16 protein-coding genes are annotated in these 19921 nt (G+C 69.9%); 1 reads left to right on the top strand and 15 read right to left on the bottom strand.

All coding sequences use genetic code 11. The features are described 5' to 3' along the window. Positions 1 to 180 precede the first annotated feature (180 nt). The 3 genes from ACIGW2_RS04320 to ACIGW2_RS04310 are packed head-to-tail and all read right to left on the bottom strand — an operon-like array spanning position 181 to position 1813. Complete coding sequence (locus ACIGW2_RS04320) at positions 181 to 621, bottom strand: DUF6113 family protein (RefSeq protein ID WP_391656254.1); 441 nt, start codon at positions 619 to 621, stop codon at positions 181 to 183. Then, positions 618 to 1577: an N-acetyl-1-D-myo-inositol-2-amino-2-deoxy-alpha-D-glucopyranoside deacetylase gene (gene mshB / locus ACIGW2_RS04315; protein WP_399840996.1), complete on the bottom strand. Its 960-nt coding sequence runs from the start codon at positions 1575 to 1577 to the stop codon at positions 618 to 620. The genes ACIGW2_RS04320 and mshB overlap by 4 nt, the downstream gene beginning before the upstream one ends. 41 nt (positions 1578 to 1618) lie before the next feature. Then, positions 1619 to 1813, bottom strand: coding sequence for a hypothetical protein (locus ACIGW2_RS04310; RefSeq protein WP_345485825.1), 195 nt, complete (start codon positions 1811 to 1813; stop codon positions 1619 to 1621). A 156-nt stretch (positions 1814 to 1969) separates the two neighbouring features. Here ACIGW2_RS04310 and ACIGW2_RS04305 point away from each other — a divergent pair, with 156 nt between their 5' ends. Then, positions 1970 to 4108: an alpha/beta fold hydrolase gene (locus tag ACIGW2_RS04305; protein WP_399840994.1), complete on the top strand. Its 2139-nt coding sequence runs from the start codon at positions 1970 to 1972 to the stop codon at positions 4106 to 4108. Between the two features lie 31 nt (positions 4109 to 4139). On the opposite strand, the gene ACIGW2_RS04300 is transcribed toward ACIGW2_RS04305, so the two are convergent. From ACIGW2_RS04300 to typA, 12 genes are all read right to left on the bottom strand, one after another. Continuing rightward, complete coding sequence (locus ACIGW2_RS04300; RefSeq protein ID WP_399840993.1) at positions 4140 to 5075, bottom strand: hypothetical protein; 936 nt, start codon at positions 5073 to 5075, stop codon at positions 4140 to 4142. A 220-nt stretch (positions 5076 to 5295) separates the two neighbouring features. After that, on the bottom strand, positions 5296 to 6384 hold the full coding sequence (locus tag ACIGW2_RS04295; protein WP_391656258.1) for an ABC transporter ATP-binding protein: 1089 nt from the start codon (positions 6382 to 6384) through the stop codon (positions 5296 to 5298). Then, positions 6377 to 7360, bottom strand: a complete 984-nt coding sequence (locus ACIGW2_RS04290) for an ABC transporter ATP-binding protein (protein ID WP_361590051.1) — start codon at positions 7358 to 7360, stop codon at positions 6377 to 6379. Before ACIGW2_RS04290 ends, ACIGW2_RS04295 begins: the two co-directional genes overlap by 8 nt. Before the next feature lie 5 nt (positions 7361 to 7365). Continuing rightward, positions 7366 to 8355, bottom strand: coding sequence for an ABC transporter permease (locus tag ACIGW2_RS04285; protein ID WP_361590054.1), 990 nt, complete (start codon positions 8353 to 8355; stop codon positions 7366 to 7368). After that, entirely contained in the window at positions 8348 to 9271 is a 924-nt protein-coding gene (locus ACIGW2_RS04280) for an ABC transporter permease (protein WP_356076059.1), read from the bottom strand. The genes ACIGW2_RS04285 and ACIGW2_RS04280 overlap by 8 nt, the downstream gene beginning before the upstream one ends. Positions 9272 to 9357: 86 nt before the next feature. After that, complete coding sequence (locus ACIGW2_RS04275; protein WP_399840991.1) at positions 9358 to 10992, bottom strand: ABC transporter substrate-binding protein; 1635 nt, start codon at positions 10990 to 10992, stop codon at positions 9358 to 9360. A 222-nt stretch (positions 10993 to 11214) separates the two neighbouring features. Continuing rightward, entirely contained in the window at positions 11215 to 12324 is a 1110-nt protein-coding gene (locus tag ACIGW2_RS04270; RefSeq protein WP_391656260.1) for an ABC transporter ATP-binding protein, read from the bottom strand. After that, positions 12317 to 13375 carry an ABC transporter ATP-binding protein gene (locus tag ACIGW2_RS04265; protein ID WP_356077215.1) on the bottom strand — a complete coding sequence of 353 codons (1059 nt, stop codon included), beginning with the start codon at positions 13373 to 13375 and terminating at the stop codon, positions 12317 to 12319. The genes ACIGW2_RS04270 and ACIGW2_RS04265 overlap by 8 nt, the downstream gene beginning before the upstream one ends. A 13-nt stretch (positions 13376 to 13388) precedes the next feature. Beyond that, on the bottom strand, positions 13389 to 14345 hold the full coding sequence (locus ACIGW2_RS04260) for an ABC transporter permease (RefSeq protein ID WP_391656262.1): 957 nt from the start codon (positions 14343 to 14345) through the stop codon (positions 13389 to 13391). Next, positions 14338 to 15270: an ABC transporter permease gene (locus ACIGW2_RS04255; protein ID WP_361590126.1), complete on the bottom strand. Its 933-nt coding sequence runs from the start codon at positions 15268 to 15270 to the stop codon at positions 14338 to 14340. Before ACIGW2_RS04255 ends, ACIGW2_RS04260 begins: the two co-directional genes overlap by 8 nt. Before the next feature lie 178 nt (positions 15271 to 15448). Then, complete coding sequence (locus tag ACIGW2_RS04250; RefSeq protein WP_399840988.1) at positions 15449 to 17089, bottom strand: ABC transporter substrate-binding protein; 1641 nt, start codon at positions 17087 to 17089, stop codon at positions 15449 to 15451. A 459-nt stretch (positions 17090 to 17548) separates the two neighbouring features. Next, positions 17549 to 19450: a translational GTPase TypA gene (gene typA / locus ACIGW2_RS04245; RefSeq protein WP_356073900.1), complete on the bottom strand. Its 1902-nt coding sequence runs from the start codon at positions 19448 to 19450 to the stop codon at positions 17549 to 17551. Positions 19451 to 19921: the final 471 nt, after the last annotated feature.

Raw genomic sequence — 19921 nt, 5'->3', positions numbered from 1 at the left:
ACTCAAAGCAGGATCTCCCGGTTGGCTCCGCCGCCCGCTCTTGCTGATGCTCGTGGTGATCCGGGCGGTCGGCGGCGCGCACCACCATACTGGCCACCGCCGGTCCGCACCCGACCCGGCGTGGATCCGCCAAGGGCAATACGGCCGAAGTCAAGACACTCTCGCGTCAAGTCGGCCTGTTCACATGCCCGGTCGGGCCAGTCGGCTCATCGTGGCGCACATCACAGCGACCGCCATGCCGCCGAGCAGGAAGACCATCTCGCCGATGCCGCCGCCGAACAGGCCGTCCCCCTCGGGGCGTCCGAAGCTCAGCAGGACGATGGCGACGAGCCAGCCGGCGCCGGCCGCGGCCACGCCGAGCTGGTTGCCGGTGGCGCGCCGGCCGGCGTAGAAGACGGCGGCCGAACCGAGCAGGGCGAGCAGCAAGCCGCCGGGGAACCAGGCGGCTTGGACCAGGGAGCCGGCGGTGCCGACGAGCGCGCCGAGCACCAGGAGCAGCGCGTACCAGGCGTAACGGGCACCCGCGGCGAGCCCGTCGGCGGACGGCTCCGCGGTGGCGGGCCGGGGCGCGGGCCGGGGGGCCGGCCCGGAGGCGGAGGCGCGGCTGCGCGGGCCGGTCATGCGCCCGCCCCCTCGCCGTTGTTCTCCGCCGGGTCCGTGACGCCCGCGAAGAGGTCGGTCTCGCGGGTGCCCGCGGGCGCGCCCGGGGTGCCGTGCACCAGCTCGTAGTACTCGGTGGTGAAGATCGGCTGGGCGAGGTTGTTGGAGAGCGCGAAGAAGGGCCCGTCCACGGCGACTTGGGTGGCGTGCGCGGCCATGGCGGCGCGCTTGCGGCCGGCGTACGAGGTCCCGGCCGCGCCCTCGTCCGTGGCCCCGTCCAGCTCCCCGCCCGCGATCTCGGCGGTGATGCGGTCCTCCTCGACCACGCCGGGCACGTCGCCGATGACGGCGTCGGCGGGGAAGACGGAGCCCTCGGCGGCGAGGCGGGCGAAGCCGGCCTCGGCGACCGGGCGGGGCACCCGGTTCCAGTAGATCTTGGCGACGGCGTGGGCGGCGCCGAGGTCCGGCCGGTAGCCGGGTTCGGCGGCCAGTTCGGCGGCGCGCATCGCGACCCGGTGGGCCTGGATGTGGTCGGGGTGGCCGTAGCCGCCGTCGGGGTCGTAGGTGACGAGGACCTGCGGGCGGGTCTCGCGGATCACCTCGACCAGGTACGGGGCGGCCTCGTCGACCGGGGTGCTCCAGAAGGCGCCGGGGCGCCGGTTCTGCTCGGCGCCCATCATCCCGGAGTCGCGGAAGCGGCCGGGGCCGCCGAGGAAGCGGTGGTCGGTGACGCCCAGCTCCTTCATCGCGGCGGCGAGTTCGCCGACGCGGAACGGGCCGAGCCGGTCCTCCCGGTCGGGCGCGAGATGGGCGAGCCCGGGCGGGATGACCTCGCCCTCCTCGCCCAGGGTGCAGGTCACCAGGGTCACGAGGGCGCCCTCGGCCGCGTACCTGGCCATGGTGGCGCCGTTGTTGATCGACTCGTCGTCGGGGTGCGCGTGCACCAGGAGCAGACGACGGGCTGGGAGAACCGTCATGGCCCCACCCTACGAGGCGGGGCCGGTGAGGGACCGGCAGGTCAGAACTTGAGGCCGCCGATCATGCTCGCCACGTTGGTGGTGAGGGTGCTGATGGACGGGGCGATGGACGAGCTGGCGAGGTAGAAGCCGAGCAGCGCGCAGACCGCCGCGTGACCGGCCTTGAGTCCGGATTTCCGGATCAGCAGGAAGACGACGATCGCCAGCAGCACCACCACCGAGATCGAGAGTGCCACGGCGGTTCACCTCCACACTTCTTCGGTCGGACGTTCGGTTGGCATGTGCCCGATGGATGCTTACCCACCTAGCGCTACGGATCATAACTATCCGTGCCATCGCATCGATCGGTGTACGGAGGCATGAGGGGGCGCACGGACGCTAGTTTCGGTCACATGACTTCGCCACGTGACGCATCGTTGTCCTTCCCCCGGCAGTACGCGCGGACGCAGCGCTTCACCCTCGGCGCGCCCCGTGGTTTCGGCATCGCGCCGGACGGCCGGCGGGTGGTGTTCCTGCGCTCCGGCTCGGGGACGGACCGCTCGCACCGGCTGTGGGTGCTCGACCTGGACGGGCCGGACGGGCCGGTGGAGCGGCTCGCGGCGGACCCGGAGGTGCTGCTCGGGGGCGCCGCCGAGGAGTTGTCGGCGGAGGAGCTGGCCCGGCGGGAGCGCAGCCGGGAGGGCTCGGCGGGGATCGTGGGCTACGCGCTGGACGAGGCGGCGGAGCTGGCCGCGTTCGCGCTGTCGGGGCGCCTGTTCGCGGCGGAGCTGCGGGCCGGCACGGCCCGCGAACTGCCGGTGCCGGGGCCGGTGGTGGACCCGCGGCCCTCGCCGGACGGGCGCCTGGTGGCGTACGCGGCCGGCGGCGCGCTGCGGGTGACCGGGGCGGACGGCACGGGTGACCGGGCGCTGGCCGAGCCGGAGGCGGACGGGGTGGGCTACGGGCTCGCGGAGTTCGTGGCCTCGGAGGAGATGGGCCGCTCCCGGGGCTTCTGGTGGGCGCCGGACTCGGACCGGCTGCTGGTCGCGCGGGTCGACGAGACGCCCGTGCGGCGCTGGTGGATCGCCGATCCGGCGCACCCGGAGCGGGAGCCGCAGCCGATCGCGTACCCGGCGGCGGGGACGCCGAACGCGGAGGTCCGGCTCTTCGTCGTGGATCTGTCCGGAAATCGCACCGAGGTCTTGTGGGACCGGGCCTCCTTCCCGTATCTGGCCCGGGTGCACTGGTCCTCGGCCGGTGCGCCGCTGCTTCTGGTGCAGGCACGGGACCAGCTGAGCCAGGCGTGTCTGACGGTGGATCCGGAGACCGGGGCGACGACGACGCTGCTCGTGGACGAGGATCCGGTCTGGCTGGAACTCTTCGGCGGGGTGCCGGCCTGGACCCCGGACGGGCGGCTGGTGCGGATCGTGGACCGGGACGGCGCGCGGGTGCTCGTGGTCGGCGACCGGGCCCTGACGGACGCCTCGCTCCAGGTGCGGGCGGTGCTGGACGTCGGCGCGGAGGACGTCCTGGTCTCGGCGGCCGCCGGTGAGGCGGCCGGCGCGCCGGAGACGGGCGAGATCCATGTGTACCGGGTGGGCGAGCGGGGCGTGGAGCGCGTCTCGCAGGCGCCGGGCGTGCACGCGGCGGTGCGCTCGGGGGCGGTCACCGTGCTGTCCTCGGCCCGGCCGGACGCGCCGGGCGCGACCGTGCGGGTGCTGCGGGACGGCGAGCCGGTCGCCGAGGTCGTCTCGTACGCCCAGCGGCCGGTGCTCGCCGCGGACGTGGCGCTCGTCGAGGCGGGCGAGCGGCGCGTCCCGTGCGCCGTGCTGCTGCCCTCGTCCTGGCGGGAGGGCGACGGGCCGCTGCCGGTCCTGCTGGACCCGTACGGCGGCCCGCACGGGCAGCGCGTGGTCGCCGCCCACAACCCGCACCTGACGTCCCGCTGGTTCGCGGAGCAGGGCTTCGCGGTGGTCGTGGCGGACGGGCGGGGCGCCCCGGGGCGCTCCCCCGCCTGGGAGAAGGCGATCAGCCGGGACTTCACGCTGGCCCTGGAGGACCAGGTCGAGGCGCTGCACGCGCTCGCCGGGCGCTTCCCGCTGGACCTCGGGCGGGTGGCGATCCGCGGCTGGTCCTTCGGCGGCTATCTGGCGGCGCTCGCGGCGCTGCGCCGCCCCGACGTCTTCCACGCGGCCGTGGTGGGCGCGCCGGTGACGGACTGGCGGCTGTACGACACCCACTACACCGAGCGCTATCTCGGTCTGCCGGAGAAGGAGCCGGCCGTCTACACGGAGAACTCGCTGCTCGGCGACCTCGGTCTGACGGAGCCGCGGGAGCCGGCCCGGCCGATGATGATCGTGCACGGCCTGGCCGACGACAACGTGGTGATGGGGCACACCCTGCGGCTGTCCTCGGCGCTGCTCGCGGCGGGCCGGCCGCACGAGGTGCTGCCGCTGTCGGGCGTCACGCACATGACCCCGCAGGAGCAGGTGGCCGAGAACCTGCTGCTGCTCCAGGTGGACTTCCTGCGCCGGTCCCTCGGCCTGTCCTGACGCGCCGTCCGGTGCCGCGGCCCCCGTCCGGTCACCAGCCGGGCGGGCGGTGCGCCGGCGGGGCCGGGGGGAGGGCGGCGGCCGGGCGGTACGGGGTGCGGCGGCGACCGGGGCGGGCGAGGAGCAGCAGCACGGCGAGGCCGGCCAGCAGGGCGAAGCCGCAGCCGAGGTCGTACGCCACGGAGTAGAGCTCCAGCTCGGGCACGGAGGTGTGCCAGTTCTGGCGCAGGGCGGCGGCCGTGCCGGCCGCGCCGACGCCCGCGAGCAGCAGGCCCGCGAGGAGGCCGAAGGGGCGGGCGTGCGGGGCGCGGGCGAAGGCGCTGAGGGCGGCGGCGAGGAGGAGCAGGACGAGGACGGCGTTCAGCCAGCCGGGCGGGACGGCGAGGGCGGGCAGGAGGAGCGAGGGCCCGCCGGTGTAGCGGCCGACGGTGTACTCGACGGGCAGCAGGGTGGCCCAGCGGATCTCCCAGGCGGCCCACATCAGCGCGGCGAGCACGCACAGGACGCCGGCGGCGACGGCCGGTCCGGTACGGGGCCGGGCGGGGGCGGCCGGCTCGTCCGGGGTGCCGGGGCCGGTCGCCCGGCCGGCGGCGGCGGTGACCACGAGGGCGGCGGCGAGGCCGAGCACGAGGAGGGTGCTGACCAGGGCGTCGACGCCGGAGGACCACAGTCCGGGCAGGCGCAGGGCGACGGTGGTCAGTCCGGTGGCGGCCATCGCGGGGGCGGCGAGCGGGGAGCGCAGGGCGACGCCCGCGGTGACCGCGTAGGCGGTGAGCAGCAGCGGGTCGACGAGGGTGGTGGCCGCGGCGGGGCGGAGCCGGAAGCCGTGGTCGCCGGCCCAGTACCAGAGCAGCTCGGCGGTGGGCCCGAAGGTCGCGAGGTCGCGCAGCAGCCAGACGAGGGTGACGAGGGCGAGCGCGGCGCACAGGGCGGCGCCGGTGAGACGTGCCGTTCGTGTCACTGTCACGGGGCCGATACTCACGGTCGTCAGCGGCCGAAACAAGCGCTTCCGCATATGCGCGGGGCGGGTGCGTCAAGTCCGGTCGCCGGTGCGGCCGGCCGGGGGGCGTGACGCTCCCCGGCCGGCCTACGGCACCCGCACGGCCGTACGTTCAGCAGCGTGCCGCGTCCGTATATCGGAGCGGATTCACGGGTGTTGCGGGGCTGTTAAGGATCGTGCGGTGCGGTCAGAGGCTCTTGGGGGCGGGGGGTTCGCCGGGCGGTCCCCCGGGTGGGCCCTGGGTGACGTCCTCCGGCGGCACCACCTGCTTCTCCTCGGCGAAGTGGCAGGCCGAGTCGTGCCGGGCCGGGGTGTCGGTGTCGCGGAAGACGGCCGGGACGGCGAGCAGCGGGACCTCCATTTCGCAGCGCTTCTGGGCCTTCCAGCAGCGGGTGCGGAAGCGGCAGCCGGAGGGGATGTTGGCCGGGGAGGGCACGTCGCCGGCGAGCAGGATGCGTTCGCGGTGCTCGCGCGCCTCGGGGTCCGGCACGGGCACGGCGGAGAGCAGCGCCTGGGTGTAGGGGTGGGTGGGGTGGTCGTAGATCTCGGCGTCGGTGCCGATCTCGACGATCCGGCCCAGGTACATGACGCCGACCCGGTCCGAGATGTGCCGGACGATGGAGAGGTCGTGCGCGATGAAGACGTAGCTGAGGTCGAACTCGTCCTGCAGGCGTTCGAGCAGGTTGACGACCTGGGCCTGGACGGAGACGTCGAGGGCGGAGACGGGCTCGTCGGCGACGATGATCTCGGGCTGGAGGGCGAGGCCGCGGGCGATGCCGATGCGCTGGCGCTGACCGCCGGAGAACTGGTGCGGGTAGCGGTTGATGTACTCGGGGTTGAGGCCGACGACGTCGAGCAGCTCCTGCACCTTGCGGCGCCGGTCCCCCTTGGGCGCGACCTCGGGGTGGATCTCGTACGGCTCGCCGATGATGTCGCCGACCGTCATGCGCGGGTTGAGCGAGGTGTACGGGTCCTGGAACACCATCTGGATGTTGCGGCGGACCGACTTGAGGGCGCGAGGGGAGAGCTTGGTGATGTCCTCGCCCTTGTAGAGGATGGTGCCGGAGGTCGGGCGCTCCAGGTTGACCAGCATCTTGGCGACGGTGGACTTGCCGCAGCCGGACTCGCCGACGATGCCGAGGGTCTCGCCCGCGGTCAGCTCGAAGTCCACGCCGTCGACCGCCCGGACGGCGCCGATCTGCTTCTTGAAGAGGATGCCCCGGGTCAGCGGGTAGTGCTTGTGCAGGTCGCGGACCTGGAGAATCGCCTCAGCCATGGAGGCACTCCTTCCAGAAGTGGCAGGCGCTGGTGCGCGGCACGGGCGATTCGGTGACGTCGTACAGCGGCGGCTCGTCGGTCCGGCACACGTCCTGGGCGAGCGGGCAGCGCGGGTTGAAGGCGCAGCCGGGCGGGATGGCGAGCAGGTTGGGCGGCAGGCCCTTGATCGCGTAGAGCTCCTGGCCCTTCTGGTCCAGGCGCGGGATGGAGTCGAGCAGGCCGCGGGTGTAGGGGTGGGCGGGCGCCTTGTAGATCTCGTGGACGGGGGCCTGTTCGACGATCCGGCCGGCGTACATGACCGCGATCTTGTCGGCGACGTCGGCGACGACGCCGAGGTCGTGGGTGATGAGGATGAGGCCCATGTTGAGCTCGCGCTGGAGCTCGGCGAGCAGGTCCATGACCTGGGCCTGGACGGTGACGTCGAGGGCGGTGGTGGGCTCGTCGGCGATGATCAGCTCGGGTTCGAGGGCCAGCGCCATGGCGATCATGATGCGCTGGCGCATGCCGCCGGAGAACTGGTGCGGGTACTGGCCGACGCGTTCCTTGGCGGCGGGGATGCGGACCCGGTCCATCAGTTCGACGGCCCGGGCGCGGGCGTCCTTCTTCGACAGGCCCCGGTGGACCACGAACATCTCGCCGAGCTGTTCGCCGACGCTGAGGACGGGGTTGAGGGAGGACAGCGCGTCCTGGAAGATCATCGCCATCTTGGCCCCGCGGACCTTGCGGCGTTCGTCCTCCTTGAGCTTCAGCAGGTCCTGGCCCTGGAAGCGGATCTCGCCGCCGGTGATCTTCCCGGGGGGCATGTCGAGGATGCCCATGACGGCCTGGGCGGTGACGGACTTGCCGGAGCCGGACTCGCCGAGCACGGCCAGGGTCTCCCCCGCGTCCACCGAGTAGTTGACGCCGTTGACGGCCTTGGCGATCCCGTCGCGGGTGTGGAACTCCACGTGCAGGTCGCGCACTTCGAGCAGCATGGGCCCTACCTCAGCTTGGGGTCGAGGGCGTCGCGCACCGCGTCGCCGAGCATGATGAAGGCGAGCACCGTGATGGCGAGCGCGCCGGCCGGCCAGAGCAGCATGTGGGGGGCGTTGCGGATGTACTGCGAGGCCGAGGAGATGTCGATGCCCCAGGAGACGGTGGGCGGCTTCAGGCCGACGCCGAGGTACGACAGGGTCGCCTCCAGGGCGATGTAGGTGCCGAGCGCGATGGTCGCGACGACGATCACGGGGGCGACCGCGTTGGGCGCGATGTGGCGCAGCAGCATGCGGGAGTTGGAGGCGCCGAGGGCCCGGGCGGCCTGCACGTAGTCGTTCTGCTTGGCGGTGATCACGGAGCCGCGGGCGATCCGGGAGATCTGCGGCCAGCCGAGCAGCACCATGAAGCCGATGACGGGCCAGACGGTGGAGCTGGTCACCACGGACAGCAGGACGAGGCCGCCGAGGACGACGGGGATGGCGAAGAAGATGTCGGTGATCCGGGACAGGAAGCCGTCCCAGGCGCCGCCGAAGAAGCCGGCGAGGCCGCCGAGGATGCTGCCGAGGACGGCCACGCCGAGGGTGGCGAGGACGCCGACGGTGACGGAGGTGCGGGCGCCGTAGACGGTGCGGGTGTAGACGTCGCAGCCCTGGCCGTTGAAGCCGAAGGGGTGGCCGGGCTGGGAGCCTTCCTGGGCCTTGGACAGGTCGCAGTCGAGGGGGTCTCCGGAGGCGATCAGGGACGGCCAGATGGAGATGACGACCAGGAAGAGGATGACGAGGGCGGAGACGATGAAGACCGGGTTGCGGCGCAGGTCGTGCCAGGCGTCGGACCACAGGGAGCGGGGCTTCTTGTCGGGGCCGGTGCCCTGCGGCCCGCCGGGGGTCCGCTCCAGCGTCTCGCCCTCGTCCAGCGCGAGGTCGGTCGCTCCGCCGGCGCCGGTGGCGGCGATGGCGGCATCGTCGTCGTGGAACGGGTCGATCGGCTCAGGCATAGCGAATCCTCGGGTCAAGGACGGCGTACAGGAGGTCGACCAGGAGGTTGGCGATCAGGAACACCAGGACGAGGACGGTCACGAAGCCGACCACGGTCTGGGTGTTCTGGCGCACGATGCCCTGGTAGAGCTGGTAGCCGACGCCGTGGATGTTGAAGATCCGTTCGGTGACGATGGCGCCGCCCATCAGGGCGCCGACGTCGGCGCCGATGAAGGTCACCACGGGGATGAGGCTGTTGCGGAGCAGGTGCCGGGTGATGACCCGGCGGCGCGGCAGGCCCTTGGCGACCGCGGTGCGCACGTAGTCGGCGCGCTTGTTCTCGGCGATCGAGGTGCGGGTGAGCCGGGTGACGTAGGCCAGCGACACGGAGGCGAGCACGAGACCCGGGACGATCAGCTCGGAGAAGGGGGCCTCGGGCGAGACGGCCGGCTTGATCCAGCCCCATTCGACGCCGAGCAGCAGCTGGATCAGCAGGCCGGTGACGAAGGTCGGGACGGAGAGCACGACCAGGGTGAGCAGCAGCACCGAGGTGTCGACGGGGTGACCGCGCTTGAGGCCGGTGAGGACGCCGAGGGTGATGCCGATGACGATCTCGAAGAGGATGGCGACGATGGTGAGCCGGATGGTGACGGGGAAGGCCGTGGACATCAGCTCGGTGACCGGCTGCCCGTTGAAGGCGGTGCCGAAGTCGCCGGTGAAGACGTTGCCCATGTAGGTCAGGTATTGCTGCCAGACCGGCTTGTCGAGGCCGAACTCCTTGCGCAGCTGGGCGGCGGTGGACGGGTCGCAGGCCCGGTCGCCGCACAGGCCGGCGATGGGGTCGCCCATCACGTTCACCATCAGGAAGATCAGCAGCGTGGCGCCGAAGAAGACCGGGATCATCTGCAGCAGACGCCGGATCACATAACGACCCATGGGGGGCTCCGGGGGTTGAGGGAAGGCGTACGGCCCGGCGCGGGAGGTCCGCCGGCCGGGCCGTACTCCGCCGACCTGCTACGGCGTCAGCTGACCTTGATCTGCTCGTAGACGGGCACGCTGAACGGGTTAAGGGTCACGTTGGAGACCCGCTCCGAGTAGCCGGCGCTGCCGTTCTGGTACCAGAGCGGGATGGCGCCCATCTGGTCCCGCAGCACCTCCTCGGCCTGCTGGAAGGTCTTCACGGCCTTGGCCTGGTCGGTCTCCGCGTTGGCCTGGTCGATCAGCTTGTCGAACTGGGGGTTGCTCCACTTGCCGTCGTTCGACGAGGCGCCGGTGTAGTACAGCGGCTGGAGGAAGTTCTGGATCAGCGGGTAGTCCATCTGCCAGCCGGCCCGGAACGGCCCCGGCATCTTGGACTGGGTGATCTGGTTGCGGAAGTCGGCGAAGGTGCCGATGGGGTTGCCGACGCAGGCCTTGGTGTTGCCGAGGGCCCGGTTGATGGAGTTGCACACCGCGTCCACCCACTCCTTGTGGGAGCCGGTGTCGGCGTTGTACGAGATCTTCATGGTGCCGCCGGGGATGCCGCCGCCCTCGGCGACCAGCTTCTTCGCCTGGGCCGCGTCGTACATGCAGGCGTCGCCGCACAGCGAGGAGCTGAAGCCGCCGGCCTCGCCGAGGACCGGGGAGGTCCAGTCGGTGGCCGGGGTGCGGGTGTTCTGGAAGATCGTCTCGGTGATCTGCTTGCGGTCGATCGCCATCGACAGGCCGGTGCGCAGCTTCTCCTGGCCCGGCTTGTTCCAGGCCGGGTCGTAGAACGGGAAGGCGAGGGTCTGGATGATGCCGGCGGGCTGGTTGATGTAGCGGTCGCCGAGGTCGGCCTTGACGTTCTTCAGCTGCGAGGCGGGCACGTCGTCGACGAGGTCGAGGTTGCCGGCCGTCAGGTCGGTGTAGGCGGTGTTGTTGTCGGTGTACACCTTGAGGGTGACGCCGCCGTTCTGCGCCTTGTCCGGGCCCGGGTAGTCGGCCCACTTCCGCAGCTCCATCTGGGAGCCCTTGGCGTACGACTGGATGGTGTACGGGCCGTTGCCGACCGGCTTGGAGACCCAGGCGGCGTGGTCCGTGAAGAAGGCCTGGGGCAGCGGCGAGAAGGCCGCGTAGCCGAGGGTGGAGGGCCAGGTGGAGAACTTCTGGGTCAGCTTGACCGTGAAGGTCTTGTCGTCGACGACCTTGAGGCCGGACATCGTCTGGGCCTTGGGTTCGCCGGACTCGGGGTGCACCTCGTCGTAGCCCTGGATCTGGCCGAAGAAGAAGGCGTTGCGCTGGTTGTTCTTGAGGTTGGCGCCGTAGTTCCAGGCGTCCACGAAGGACTTGGCGGTCACCTTCTCGCCGTTGGAGAAGGTCCAGCCGTCCTTGATGGTGATGGTGAAGTTGGTCGAGTCGGTGGTCTCGATCTTCTCGGCGAGCATGTCCTTGGCCTCGCCGGTCTTCGGGTCGTACTGCTTGAGCCCGCGGAAGATCATGGACAGCACCTTGCCGCCCTGCACCTCGTTGGTGTTGGCCGGCTCCAGCGGGTTCTGCGGGTCGCCCCAGGAGGAGCTGACGATCCCTTCGGCGCCACCGCCGCCGCCACCGCCGTCGTCACCACCGCCACAGGCGGTCGCCGCAAGGGCGACGGCGGTGGCCAGAGCGGCCCACTTGGCGTGCGTGGCTCCGCGCATGGAGTGCCTCCCGATGTCCTCGGTGTTACTTAGGCCCCAATATCACCCCTTCGTCCGAAGAGTGCATTTCTACGGCGTCCGTATGAACGCCACCGGAAAGGGCGGGAGGAACGGGCGGGAGGAACGGGCGGAAGGAGAGGGCGGGAGGTCCCGGGCACGCGAAGGCCCCCGGCACCCCCACGAAGGGGAGGTGCCGGGGGCCTTCGAGGTCACCGCACGCCGTCAGCTCGCGCCGACGACGTCCTTCTCCTCGGCGAAGTGGCACGCGGACTCGTGTGCCGCCGGGGTGTCCTGGCCGCGGAAGCGCTCCGGGACCGCGAGGAGCGGCACCTCGGTGGCGCACTTGTCCTGCGCCTTCCAGCAGCGGGTGCGGAAGCGGCAGCCCGACGGCGGGTTCGCCGGCGAGGGCACGTCACCGGTGAGGATGATCCGCTCGCGGTGCGCGCGGGCCTCCGGGTCCGGCACCGGCACCGCGGAGAGCAGCGCCTGGGTGTACGGGTGGGTCGGGTGGTCGTAGATCTGCACGTCCGTGCCGATCTCGGCCATCTTGCCCAGGTACATGACGCCGACGCGGTCCGAGATGTGCCGGACGATCGACAGGTCGTGCGCGATGAAGATGTAGGACAGGTTGAACTCGTCCTGGAGCTTCTCCATCAGGTTGACGACCTGGGCCTGGACGGAGACGTCCAGGGCCGAGACCGGCTCGTCGCAGATGATGATCTCCGGGTTGAGCGCGAGGCCGCGGGCGATGCCGATGCGCTGGCGCTGACCGCCGGAGAACTGGTGCGGGTAGCGGTTGATGTACTCGGGGTTCAGACCGACGACGTCGAGCAGCTCCTGCACCTTGCGGCGCCGGTCGCCCTTCGGGGCCACCTCGGGGTGGATGTCGAAGGGCTCGCCGATGATGTCGCCGACCGTCATGCGCGGGTTGAGCGAGGTGTACGGGTCCTGGAACACCATCTGGATGTTCCGGCGCACGGCCTTCAGCGCGCGGCCGGACAGCTTGGTGATGTCCTGGCCCTTGTAGAAGATCTCGCCCGCGGTGGCCCGCTCCAGGTTCATCAGGAGCTTGGCGACGGTGGACTTGCCACAGCCGGACTCGCCGACGATGCCCAGCGTCTCGCCCTGGAAGAGGTCGAAGGAGACCCCGTCCACGGCCTTGACGGCACCGATCTTCTTCTTGAAGAGGATGCCCTGGGTGAGCGGGAAGTGCTTCTCCAGGTTGCGCACCTGGAGGATCGGCTCACCGCGCTCGATCGGAGCCTCGATGGCGGCTACGGCCTCCGCCTCGGACACGCCCTCGGCCTTGTCGTTCTTGCTGAGCTCAGCCATGGATCGTCTCCTTCCAGAAGTGGCAGGCGCTCTTGCGGCCCGGCATCTCGACGCCGTCCTGCTCGGTGACCGGCACCAGGGCCGGCACCTCGGTGTGGCAGAGGTCGCTCGCCTTGGGGCAGCGCGGGTTGAAGGCGCAGCCCGACGGGATCGCCAGCAGGTTGGGCGGCAGGCCCTTGATCGCGTAGAGCTCCTGGCCCTTCTGGTCCAGGCGCGGGATGGAGTCCAGCAGACCCCGGGTGTACGGGTGGGCCGGGCGCTTGTACAGCTCGTGCACCGGCGCCTGCTCGACGATCCGGCCGGCGTACATGACCGCGATCTTGTCCGCGACGTCGGCGACGACGCCGAGGTCGTGGGTGATCAGGATCAGGCCCATGTTGTACTCGCGCTGGAGCTCCGCGAGCAGGTCCATGACCTGGGCCTGGACCGTCACGTCGAGGGCCGTGGTCGGCTCGTCGGCGATGATCAGGTCCGGCTCCAGGGCCAGCGCCATGGCGATCATGATGCGCTGGCGCATACCGCCGGAGAACTGGTGGGGGTAGTCGCCGACCCGGGCCTTGGCGGCCGGGATCTTGACCTTGTCCATCAGCTCGATGGCCTTGACCTTGGCGTCCTTCTTGGACAGGCCGTGGTGGACCCGGAACATCTCGCCGAGCTGGTAGCCGACGGTGAGGACCGGGTTCAGCGAGGACAGCGCGTCCTGGAAGATCATCGCGATGCGGCGACCGCGGATCTTCCGGCGCTCCTCGTTGGACATCTTCAGCATGTCCTGGCCGCGGAACAGGATCTCGCCCTGCGGGATCTTGCCGGGCGGCATGTCGAGGATGCCCATGATGGCCTGCGCGGTCACGGACTTGCCGGAACCGGACTCGCCGAGCACGGCGAGCGTCTCGCCGGCGCTGACCGAGTAGTTGACGCCGTTGACCGCCTTGGCCACACCGTCACGGGTGTGGAACTCGACGTGCAGGTCGCGGACTTCGAGCAGGGGACCGTTGTAGTCGTCGCCGTCGCGCGGCGCGGGGACGGTCGTCGTCTTGTCGATGGTGCTCACGTGTACGCCCTCCTCAGCGCAGCTTGGGGTCGAGGGCGTTGCGGACGGCTTCGCCGAGCATGATGAACGCCAGGACGGTGAGGCTCACCATGATCGACGGGTACAGCAGGATGTGCGGCGAGGTACGGATCGCCTGAACACCCGCGGAGATGTCGACACCCCACGAGACGGTCGGGGCCGCGAGGCCCAGGCCGAGGTACGACAGGGTGGCCTCGGCAGAGATGTAGCCGCCGAGCGCGATGGTCGCGACGACGATCACCGGAGCCATGGCGTTCGGCAGGATGTGCCGGAACAGGATCCGGGTCGTGCCGGCGCCGAGCGCCTTGGCGGCGTGCACGTAGTCGGCCTGCTTCACCGTGATCACGGCACCGCGCATGACGCGGGTGATCTGCGTCCAGCCGAGGAAGGCCAGGGCGAAGACGACGACCCAGATGGTGCGGTCGGTGAAGGACTGCAGGACGACCATGGCGCCGAGCAGGAACGGGATGCCGAAGAAGATGTCGGTGATCCGGGACAGCACGGCGTCGATGATGCCGCCGAAGTAGCCGGCGATCATGCCCATGATGCTGCCGACGACGGTGACGATCGCGGTGACCGCGATGCCGACGATGATCGAGGCGCGGGTGCCGTGGATCAGGCGGGCGTAGACGGAGCGGCCCTGGATGTCGTATCCCAGCCAGCCCTCGGAGCCGATGTTGCCGAGCTCCGGCTTGCCCACGTAGTGCTTGACGAGGTCACCGGCGGTCGGCGAGGCGCTGGTGAACAGCGTCGGGAACGCGGCGATCAGCAGCAGGAAGAAGATCAGCACCGACGACACGATGAAGTACGGGTTGCGGCGCAGGTCCCGCCAGGCGTCGCCCCACAGGGAGCGGGCCTTGTCCTGCTTCGGCGCGGAGGCGGCGTCCTGGACGACGGAGGGGGTGTCGACGGAGTCGTCTGCCGGAGCGGCGGTCTTGGTCACGTCAGGCATAACGGATCCTCGGGTCCAGGACCGCGTACAGCAGGTCGATGAGCAGGCTGGTGACGAGGTAGACGATCACCAGGATGGTGACGAGTCCGACGAGGGTGCTGCCCTCACGACGGGAGATGGACTCGTAGATGAGGCCACCGACACCCTTGATGTTGAAGATGCCCTCGGTGACGACCGCACCACCCATGAGCGAACCGATGTCGGTGCCGAGGAACGTGACGACCGGGATCATCGAGTTGCGCATCAGGTGGACGCCGATGACCCGGCTCTTGGGCAGGCCCTTGGCGACCGCGGTGCGCATGTAGTCGGCGCGCAGGTTCTCGGCCATGGACGTACGGGTCAGTCGCGCCACGTACGCGAGGGAGAGTCCGCCGAGGACGATCGCCGGGGCGATCAGCTCGGAGAACAACTGGTCGTTGCTGACGTTCGGTTCGATCCAGCCGAGCTGGAAGGCGAAGACCAGCTTGATGATGAAGCCGAGGACGAAGACCGGCACCGAGATGATCAGCAGCGTGAAGATCAGGATGGCGTTGTCGGCGAGACGGCCGGCCTTGAGGCCGGCGATGATGCCGAGCGTGACGCCGAAGACCAACTCGAAGGCGAAGGCCAGGGCGGCCAGCTGGAGCGTCACCGGGAAGGCGTCACCCAGCACTTCGGTGACCGGGCGCCCGTTGCGGATCTGGGTGCCGAAGTCGAAGTGGAGAATGATGCCCGACATGTAGTCCCAGTACTGCTGGAGAATCGGCTTGTCGAGCCCGAGTTCGTGCTTGATCCTCGCGAGGGTCGCGGGGTCCACGCCCTTGTCGCCGAACAGACCCGCCACGGGGTCGCCGGGCAGGCTGTAGACCATCAGGAAGATCAGCAGGGTTGTCCCGAAGAAAACCGGGATCATCTGGAGCAGTCGTCGTGCGACATAACGCCCCATCATGCCTCCGTTGAGATGTCACAGCAGCAGCGGACGGGCCCCTCCTCGACGTGCGCACCCGGATCCGGGCACGACGATGTCGCGGAAGGGCCCCCCAGCCACTGCTCAAGGCGCCGGGGGGAGCCGGGCCGCCGATGGACGGCCGGCTCCCTTCACGGCATGCGGACTACGTCTGGGTTTACTTGTGGACCTCGACGCCGGTCAGGATCGGGTCACCGTCCTGGCCGAACTGCACGCCGGTCACCTTCTCCGAGTAGCCCGCGTTGACCTTGTAGTACCAGAGCGGGATCGACGGCATGTAGTTGACGAGCTCCTTCTCGATGCCCTGGTAGGCCTTGATGGACTCGTCGAGCGTCTTGGCCGAGTCGGCCGCCGCGATCTTGGCGTCCAGCTCCTTGTTCGAGAAGCCACCCTGGTTGCCGCCCGCACCCGTACGGAACAGGTCCGAGATGAAGTTGGCGTTCACCGGGTAGTCGAGCACCCAGCCGGACCGGTAGAACGACTTGACCTGCTTGTTCTTACGAGCGGTCAGGTCGGCCTGGAAGTCGGGCTTGCCGTCGCCCACGCACTGGACGCTGGTCGCCTGCTGGATGGAGTTGCAGACGGCCTCCACCCACTCCTTGTGACCGGAGTCGGCGTTGTACTGGATGAAGATCTTGTTGCCCGGGACGCCGCCGCCGGCCTTGATGAGCTCCTTGGCCTTGGCCGGGTCGAACTTGGTGACGTCGCCCGCGGCGTTCTCCTGGAAGCCCAGGACGCCCTTGGCCACCCAGCCCGTCGCGGGCTCACGGGTGCCGTTCAGCACCGTCTTGGTGATGGTGGCGCGGTCGATCGCCATGGACAGACCCTGGATGACCTTCGGGTCGACCGGCTTCGGCTTGCTCCACTGGTCGGCGTAGAACGCGACGGCGATCGTCTGGATCGCGGAGTACGGCTGGTCCACGGCGCGGTCGCCGAGGTCCTGGCGGTACACCGGCAGGTCCTTCGGGCCGACCTGACGGATGACGTCCAGGTTGCCGGACTTCAGGTCCTCGTACGCGGCCTCGACGGTGGTGTAGTTCTTGAAGAGCACACCGCCGTTCTTCGCCTTGTTCGGGCCCTTGTAGCCGTCGAAGCGGGTGATCTCGATCTGCTTCTTGTGGTCCCAGCTCTTGAACTTGTAGGGACCGTTGCCGACCGGAGCCTGGCCCGCGGCCTTCGGGTCCTTGAAGAAGGACTCCGGCAGCGGCGCGAAGACGATGTAGGCGAGCTTGTGGGCGAAGTACGGGACCGACTTCGTCAGCTCGATGGTGAGGGTGTTGTCGTCGACGACCTTCAGGCCCTCGAGCTTGTCCGCGGTCGCCTTGGCGCCCTCGGCCTCGGGGTGGACCTTGTCGAAGCCCTTGATGTCCGCGAACCAGGACGCGAGGCCCTGGGCGTTGGCGATGTTGGCGTTCCAGTTCCACGCGTCCACGTAGGACTTGGCGGTCACCGGGGTGCCGTCGTGGAAGGTCCAGCCCGGCTTGAGCTTGACGGTCCAGGTCTTCGAGTCCGTCGTGGTGACCGACTCGGCGTTGATCATCTCGAGCGAGCCGTCGGACTTGTAGTCCACCAGCGTGGAGAACAGGCCGGCCATGACGGACGCGCCGTTGGACTCCATCGTGTCACCGGTGAGCAGCGGCTTCTCCGGCTCACCGAGGTCCATCGAGAAGATGCCGTTGGGGTCGACGGCGCCAGCGCCGGCCTTGCCCTCGTCGCTCTTGCCCCCGCCACAGGCGGTCGCTGCCAGGGCGACAACGATCGCGCCCGCTACCCACTTGGCGCTCTTGGCACCGCGCATGGGAGTTCCTCCTCATGAGTCCACTTGTCACTACAAGAGGGGCACTTCGGGTGATGCCGACACCCCTGACGGCGTTTCACCCCGGTACCCCGAGTGTGCTCGTGAGTCGGCACTCCCCACAGTGCGTGACCCATTGACCCGAGCTCAATGGAGCCAACTATTAAGTACGTCCGGGCTGTAAACCACACTTAAGCGGTCTCGGTTTGACAACATCACCGCCGCCAGGAAGACCGAAATCCGGACAAAGCGAGCACAGACAGACACCGACGAAACGGACCGTTAACACACGTTCCGGAGAGCGACGACCGATATCCGGACGTCGCACTTCCGAAATGAGGTTGACGAAACGTTGAGGATCCTGCGACGAAGGGCCCGGCCCCCCGCATGTGATACGGGGGGCCGGGCCCTGAATGTGATCTTCCGCTCAGGAGCGGACGGCGTCAGCCGTTCTTGGCTCCGTCAGCCGTTCTTGGCGCGCGAGGCGGCGCGGGCGCGCTCGCGCTGGTCCAGGTTCACCTTGCGGATGCGCACGGCCTCCGGGGTGACCTCGACGCACTCGTCGTCGCGGCAGAACTCCAGGGACTGCTCCAGGGAGAGCTTGCGCGGCGGGACGATCGCCTCGAAGGAGTCGGCCGAGGAGGAGCGCATGTTGGTGAGCTTCTTCTCCTTGGTGATGTTCACGTCCATGTCGTCGGAGCGCGAGTTCTCACCGACGATCATGCCCTCGTAGACCTCGGTGCCCGGGTCCACGAAGAGGACGCCGCGCTCCTGGAGGTTGGTCATGGCGAAGGCGGTGACCGAACCGGCGCGGTCGGCGACCAGGGAGCCGTTGTTACGGGTCTGCAGCGGGCCGAACCACGGCTCGTGGCCCTCGTGGATCGAGTGCGCGATGCCGGTGCCGCGGGTCTGGGTCAGGAACTCCGTACGGAAGCCGATGAGGCCGCGGGACGGGACGACGAACTCCATGCGCACCCAGCCGGAGCCGTGGTTCGACATGTTGTCCATGCGGCCCTTGCGGACGCCCATGAGCTGGGTGACGGCGCCCATGTGCTCCTCGGGCACGTCGATCGTCATGCGCTCGACCGGCTCGTGGACCTTGCCGTCGACCTCCTTGGTGACGACCTGCGGCTTGCCGATGGTGAGCTCGAAGCCCTCGCGGCGCATCTGCTCGACCAGGATGGCGAGCGCCAGCTCACCGCGGCCCTGCACCTCCCAGGCGTCCGGGCGCTCGGTGTCGAGGACGCGGAGCGAGACGTTGCCGATGAGCTCGCGGTCCAGGCGGTCCTTCACCTGGCGGGCGGTGACCTTGCGGTCCTTCACCGCGGCCTTGGCGTCGGCGCCCTTGCCGGTGCCGCCGCGGCCGACCAGCGGGGAGGTGTTGGTGCCGATGACCATGGAGATGGCGGGCTCGTCGACCGTGATCAGCGGCAGCGCGACCGGGTTCTCCGGGTCGGCCAGGGTCTCGCCGATCATGATGTCGGGGATGCCGGCGACGGCGCAGATGTCACCGGGGCCGGCCACCTCGGCCGGCTTGCGGGTGAGCGCCTCGGTCATCATCAGCTCGGTGATGCGCACGTTCTGGATCGAGCCGTCACGCTTGATCCACGCGACCGTCTGGCCCTTGCGCAGCTCGCCCTGCTCGACGCGGAGCAGCGCGATGCGGCCGAGGAAGTTGTCGGCGTCGAGGTTGGTGACGTGGGCCTGGAGCGGCGCGTCCTCCTCGTACGTCGGGGCCGGGACGTGCTCCAGGATCGTGGAGAAGAAGGGCTCCAGGTTGGTGGAGTCCGCCGGGACGGTGCCGTCCTCCGGCTTGGTCAGCGAGGCGATGCCGTCGCGGCCGCAGGCGTAGACGATCGGGAACTCGATCTGGTCCTCGTCGGCGTCCAGGTCGAGGAACAGGTCGTAGGTCTCGTTGACGACCTCGTCGATCCGGGAGTCCGGGCGGTCCGTCTTGTTGATGCAGAGGATGACGGGCATCCGGGCCTGGAGGGCCTTGCGCAGCACGAAGCGGGTCTGCGGGAGCGGGCCCTCGGAGGCGTCGACCAGGAGGACGACGGCGTCGACCATCGACAGACCGCGCTCGACCTCGCCACCGAAGTCGGCGTGGCCGGGGGTGTCGATGATGTTGATCGTGATCGGGGCCCCGCCGTCCTTGGGGTGGTACTTCACCGCCGTGTTCTTGGCGAGGATCGTGATGCCCTTCTCACGCTCCAGGTCGTTCGAGTCCATGACTCGGTCGTCGACCTGCTGGTGGGCGGCGAAGGCACCGGCCTGCTTGAGCATGGCGTCGACGATGGTCGTCTTGCCGTGGTCGACGTGGGCGACGATGGCGACGTTACGGATGTCGTGGCGCGTGGGCATGGGTGGCTTGCGCTTCTCTCGGATCGTGGGAATCGGCGTCAGTTCCTCTTACGCCCGCCGGGCGGACGCGCCACGGCTATGTCCTATGGTACGGGGCCGCCGTGCAAGGGGCTTCCCCGGATCGATCCGAGAGGGTCTACTGGGAGGTTTCAGGGTGTGGGGAGGGTCACGCGGGCCGGGTCAAGGGGCCGAGCCGATCGTGCCCGCCCGGGCCGCCGGCGGGCAAGGAAATTGAGCTGCTTCTGAGCTTGCGACTTGGACTTTCGGCCGCTTTCGGGTAATGGGGCGGTTTGCGGAGGCGGCGTACGGGGCCGGCACGGGATACGGCGCGAGGCCCGGGTACGGGCGGCGTACGGGGCCGGCGCGGGGTACGGCGCGAGGCCCGGGTACGGGCGGCGCGAGGGCCCGGGTACGGCGAGGGCCCGGCCGGTGCGGCTGCCCGGCCGGGCCCTCGGGGTGTCGTGCCGTTCG

Source organism: Streptomyces sp. NPDC053541, assembly GCF_044544705.1.
Classification (GTDB): domain Bacteria; phylum Actinomycetota; class Actinomycetes; order Streptomycetales; family Streptomycetaceae; genus Streptomyces.
This window is presented reverse-complemented; position numbering and strand designations above follow the sequence as displayed.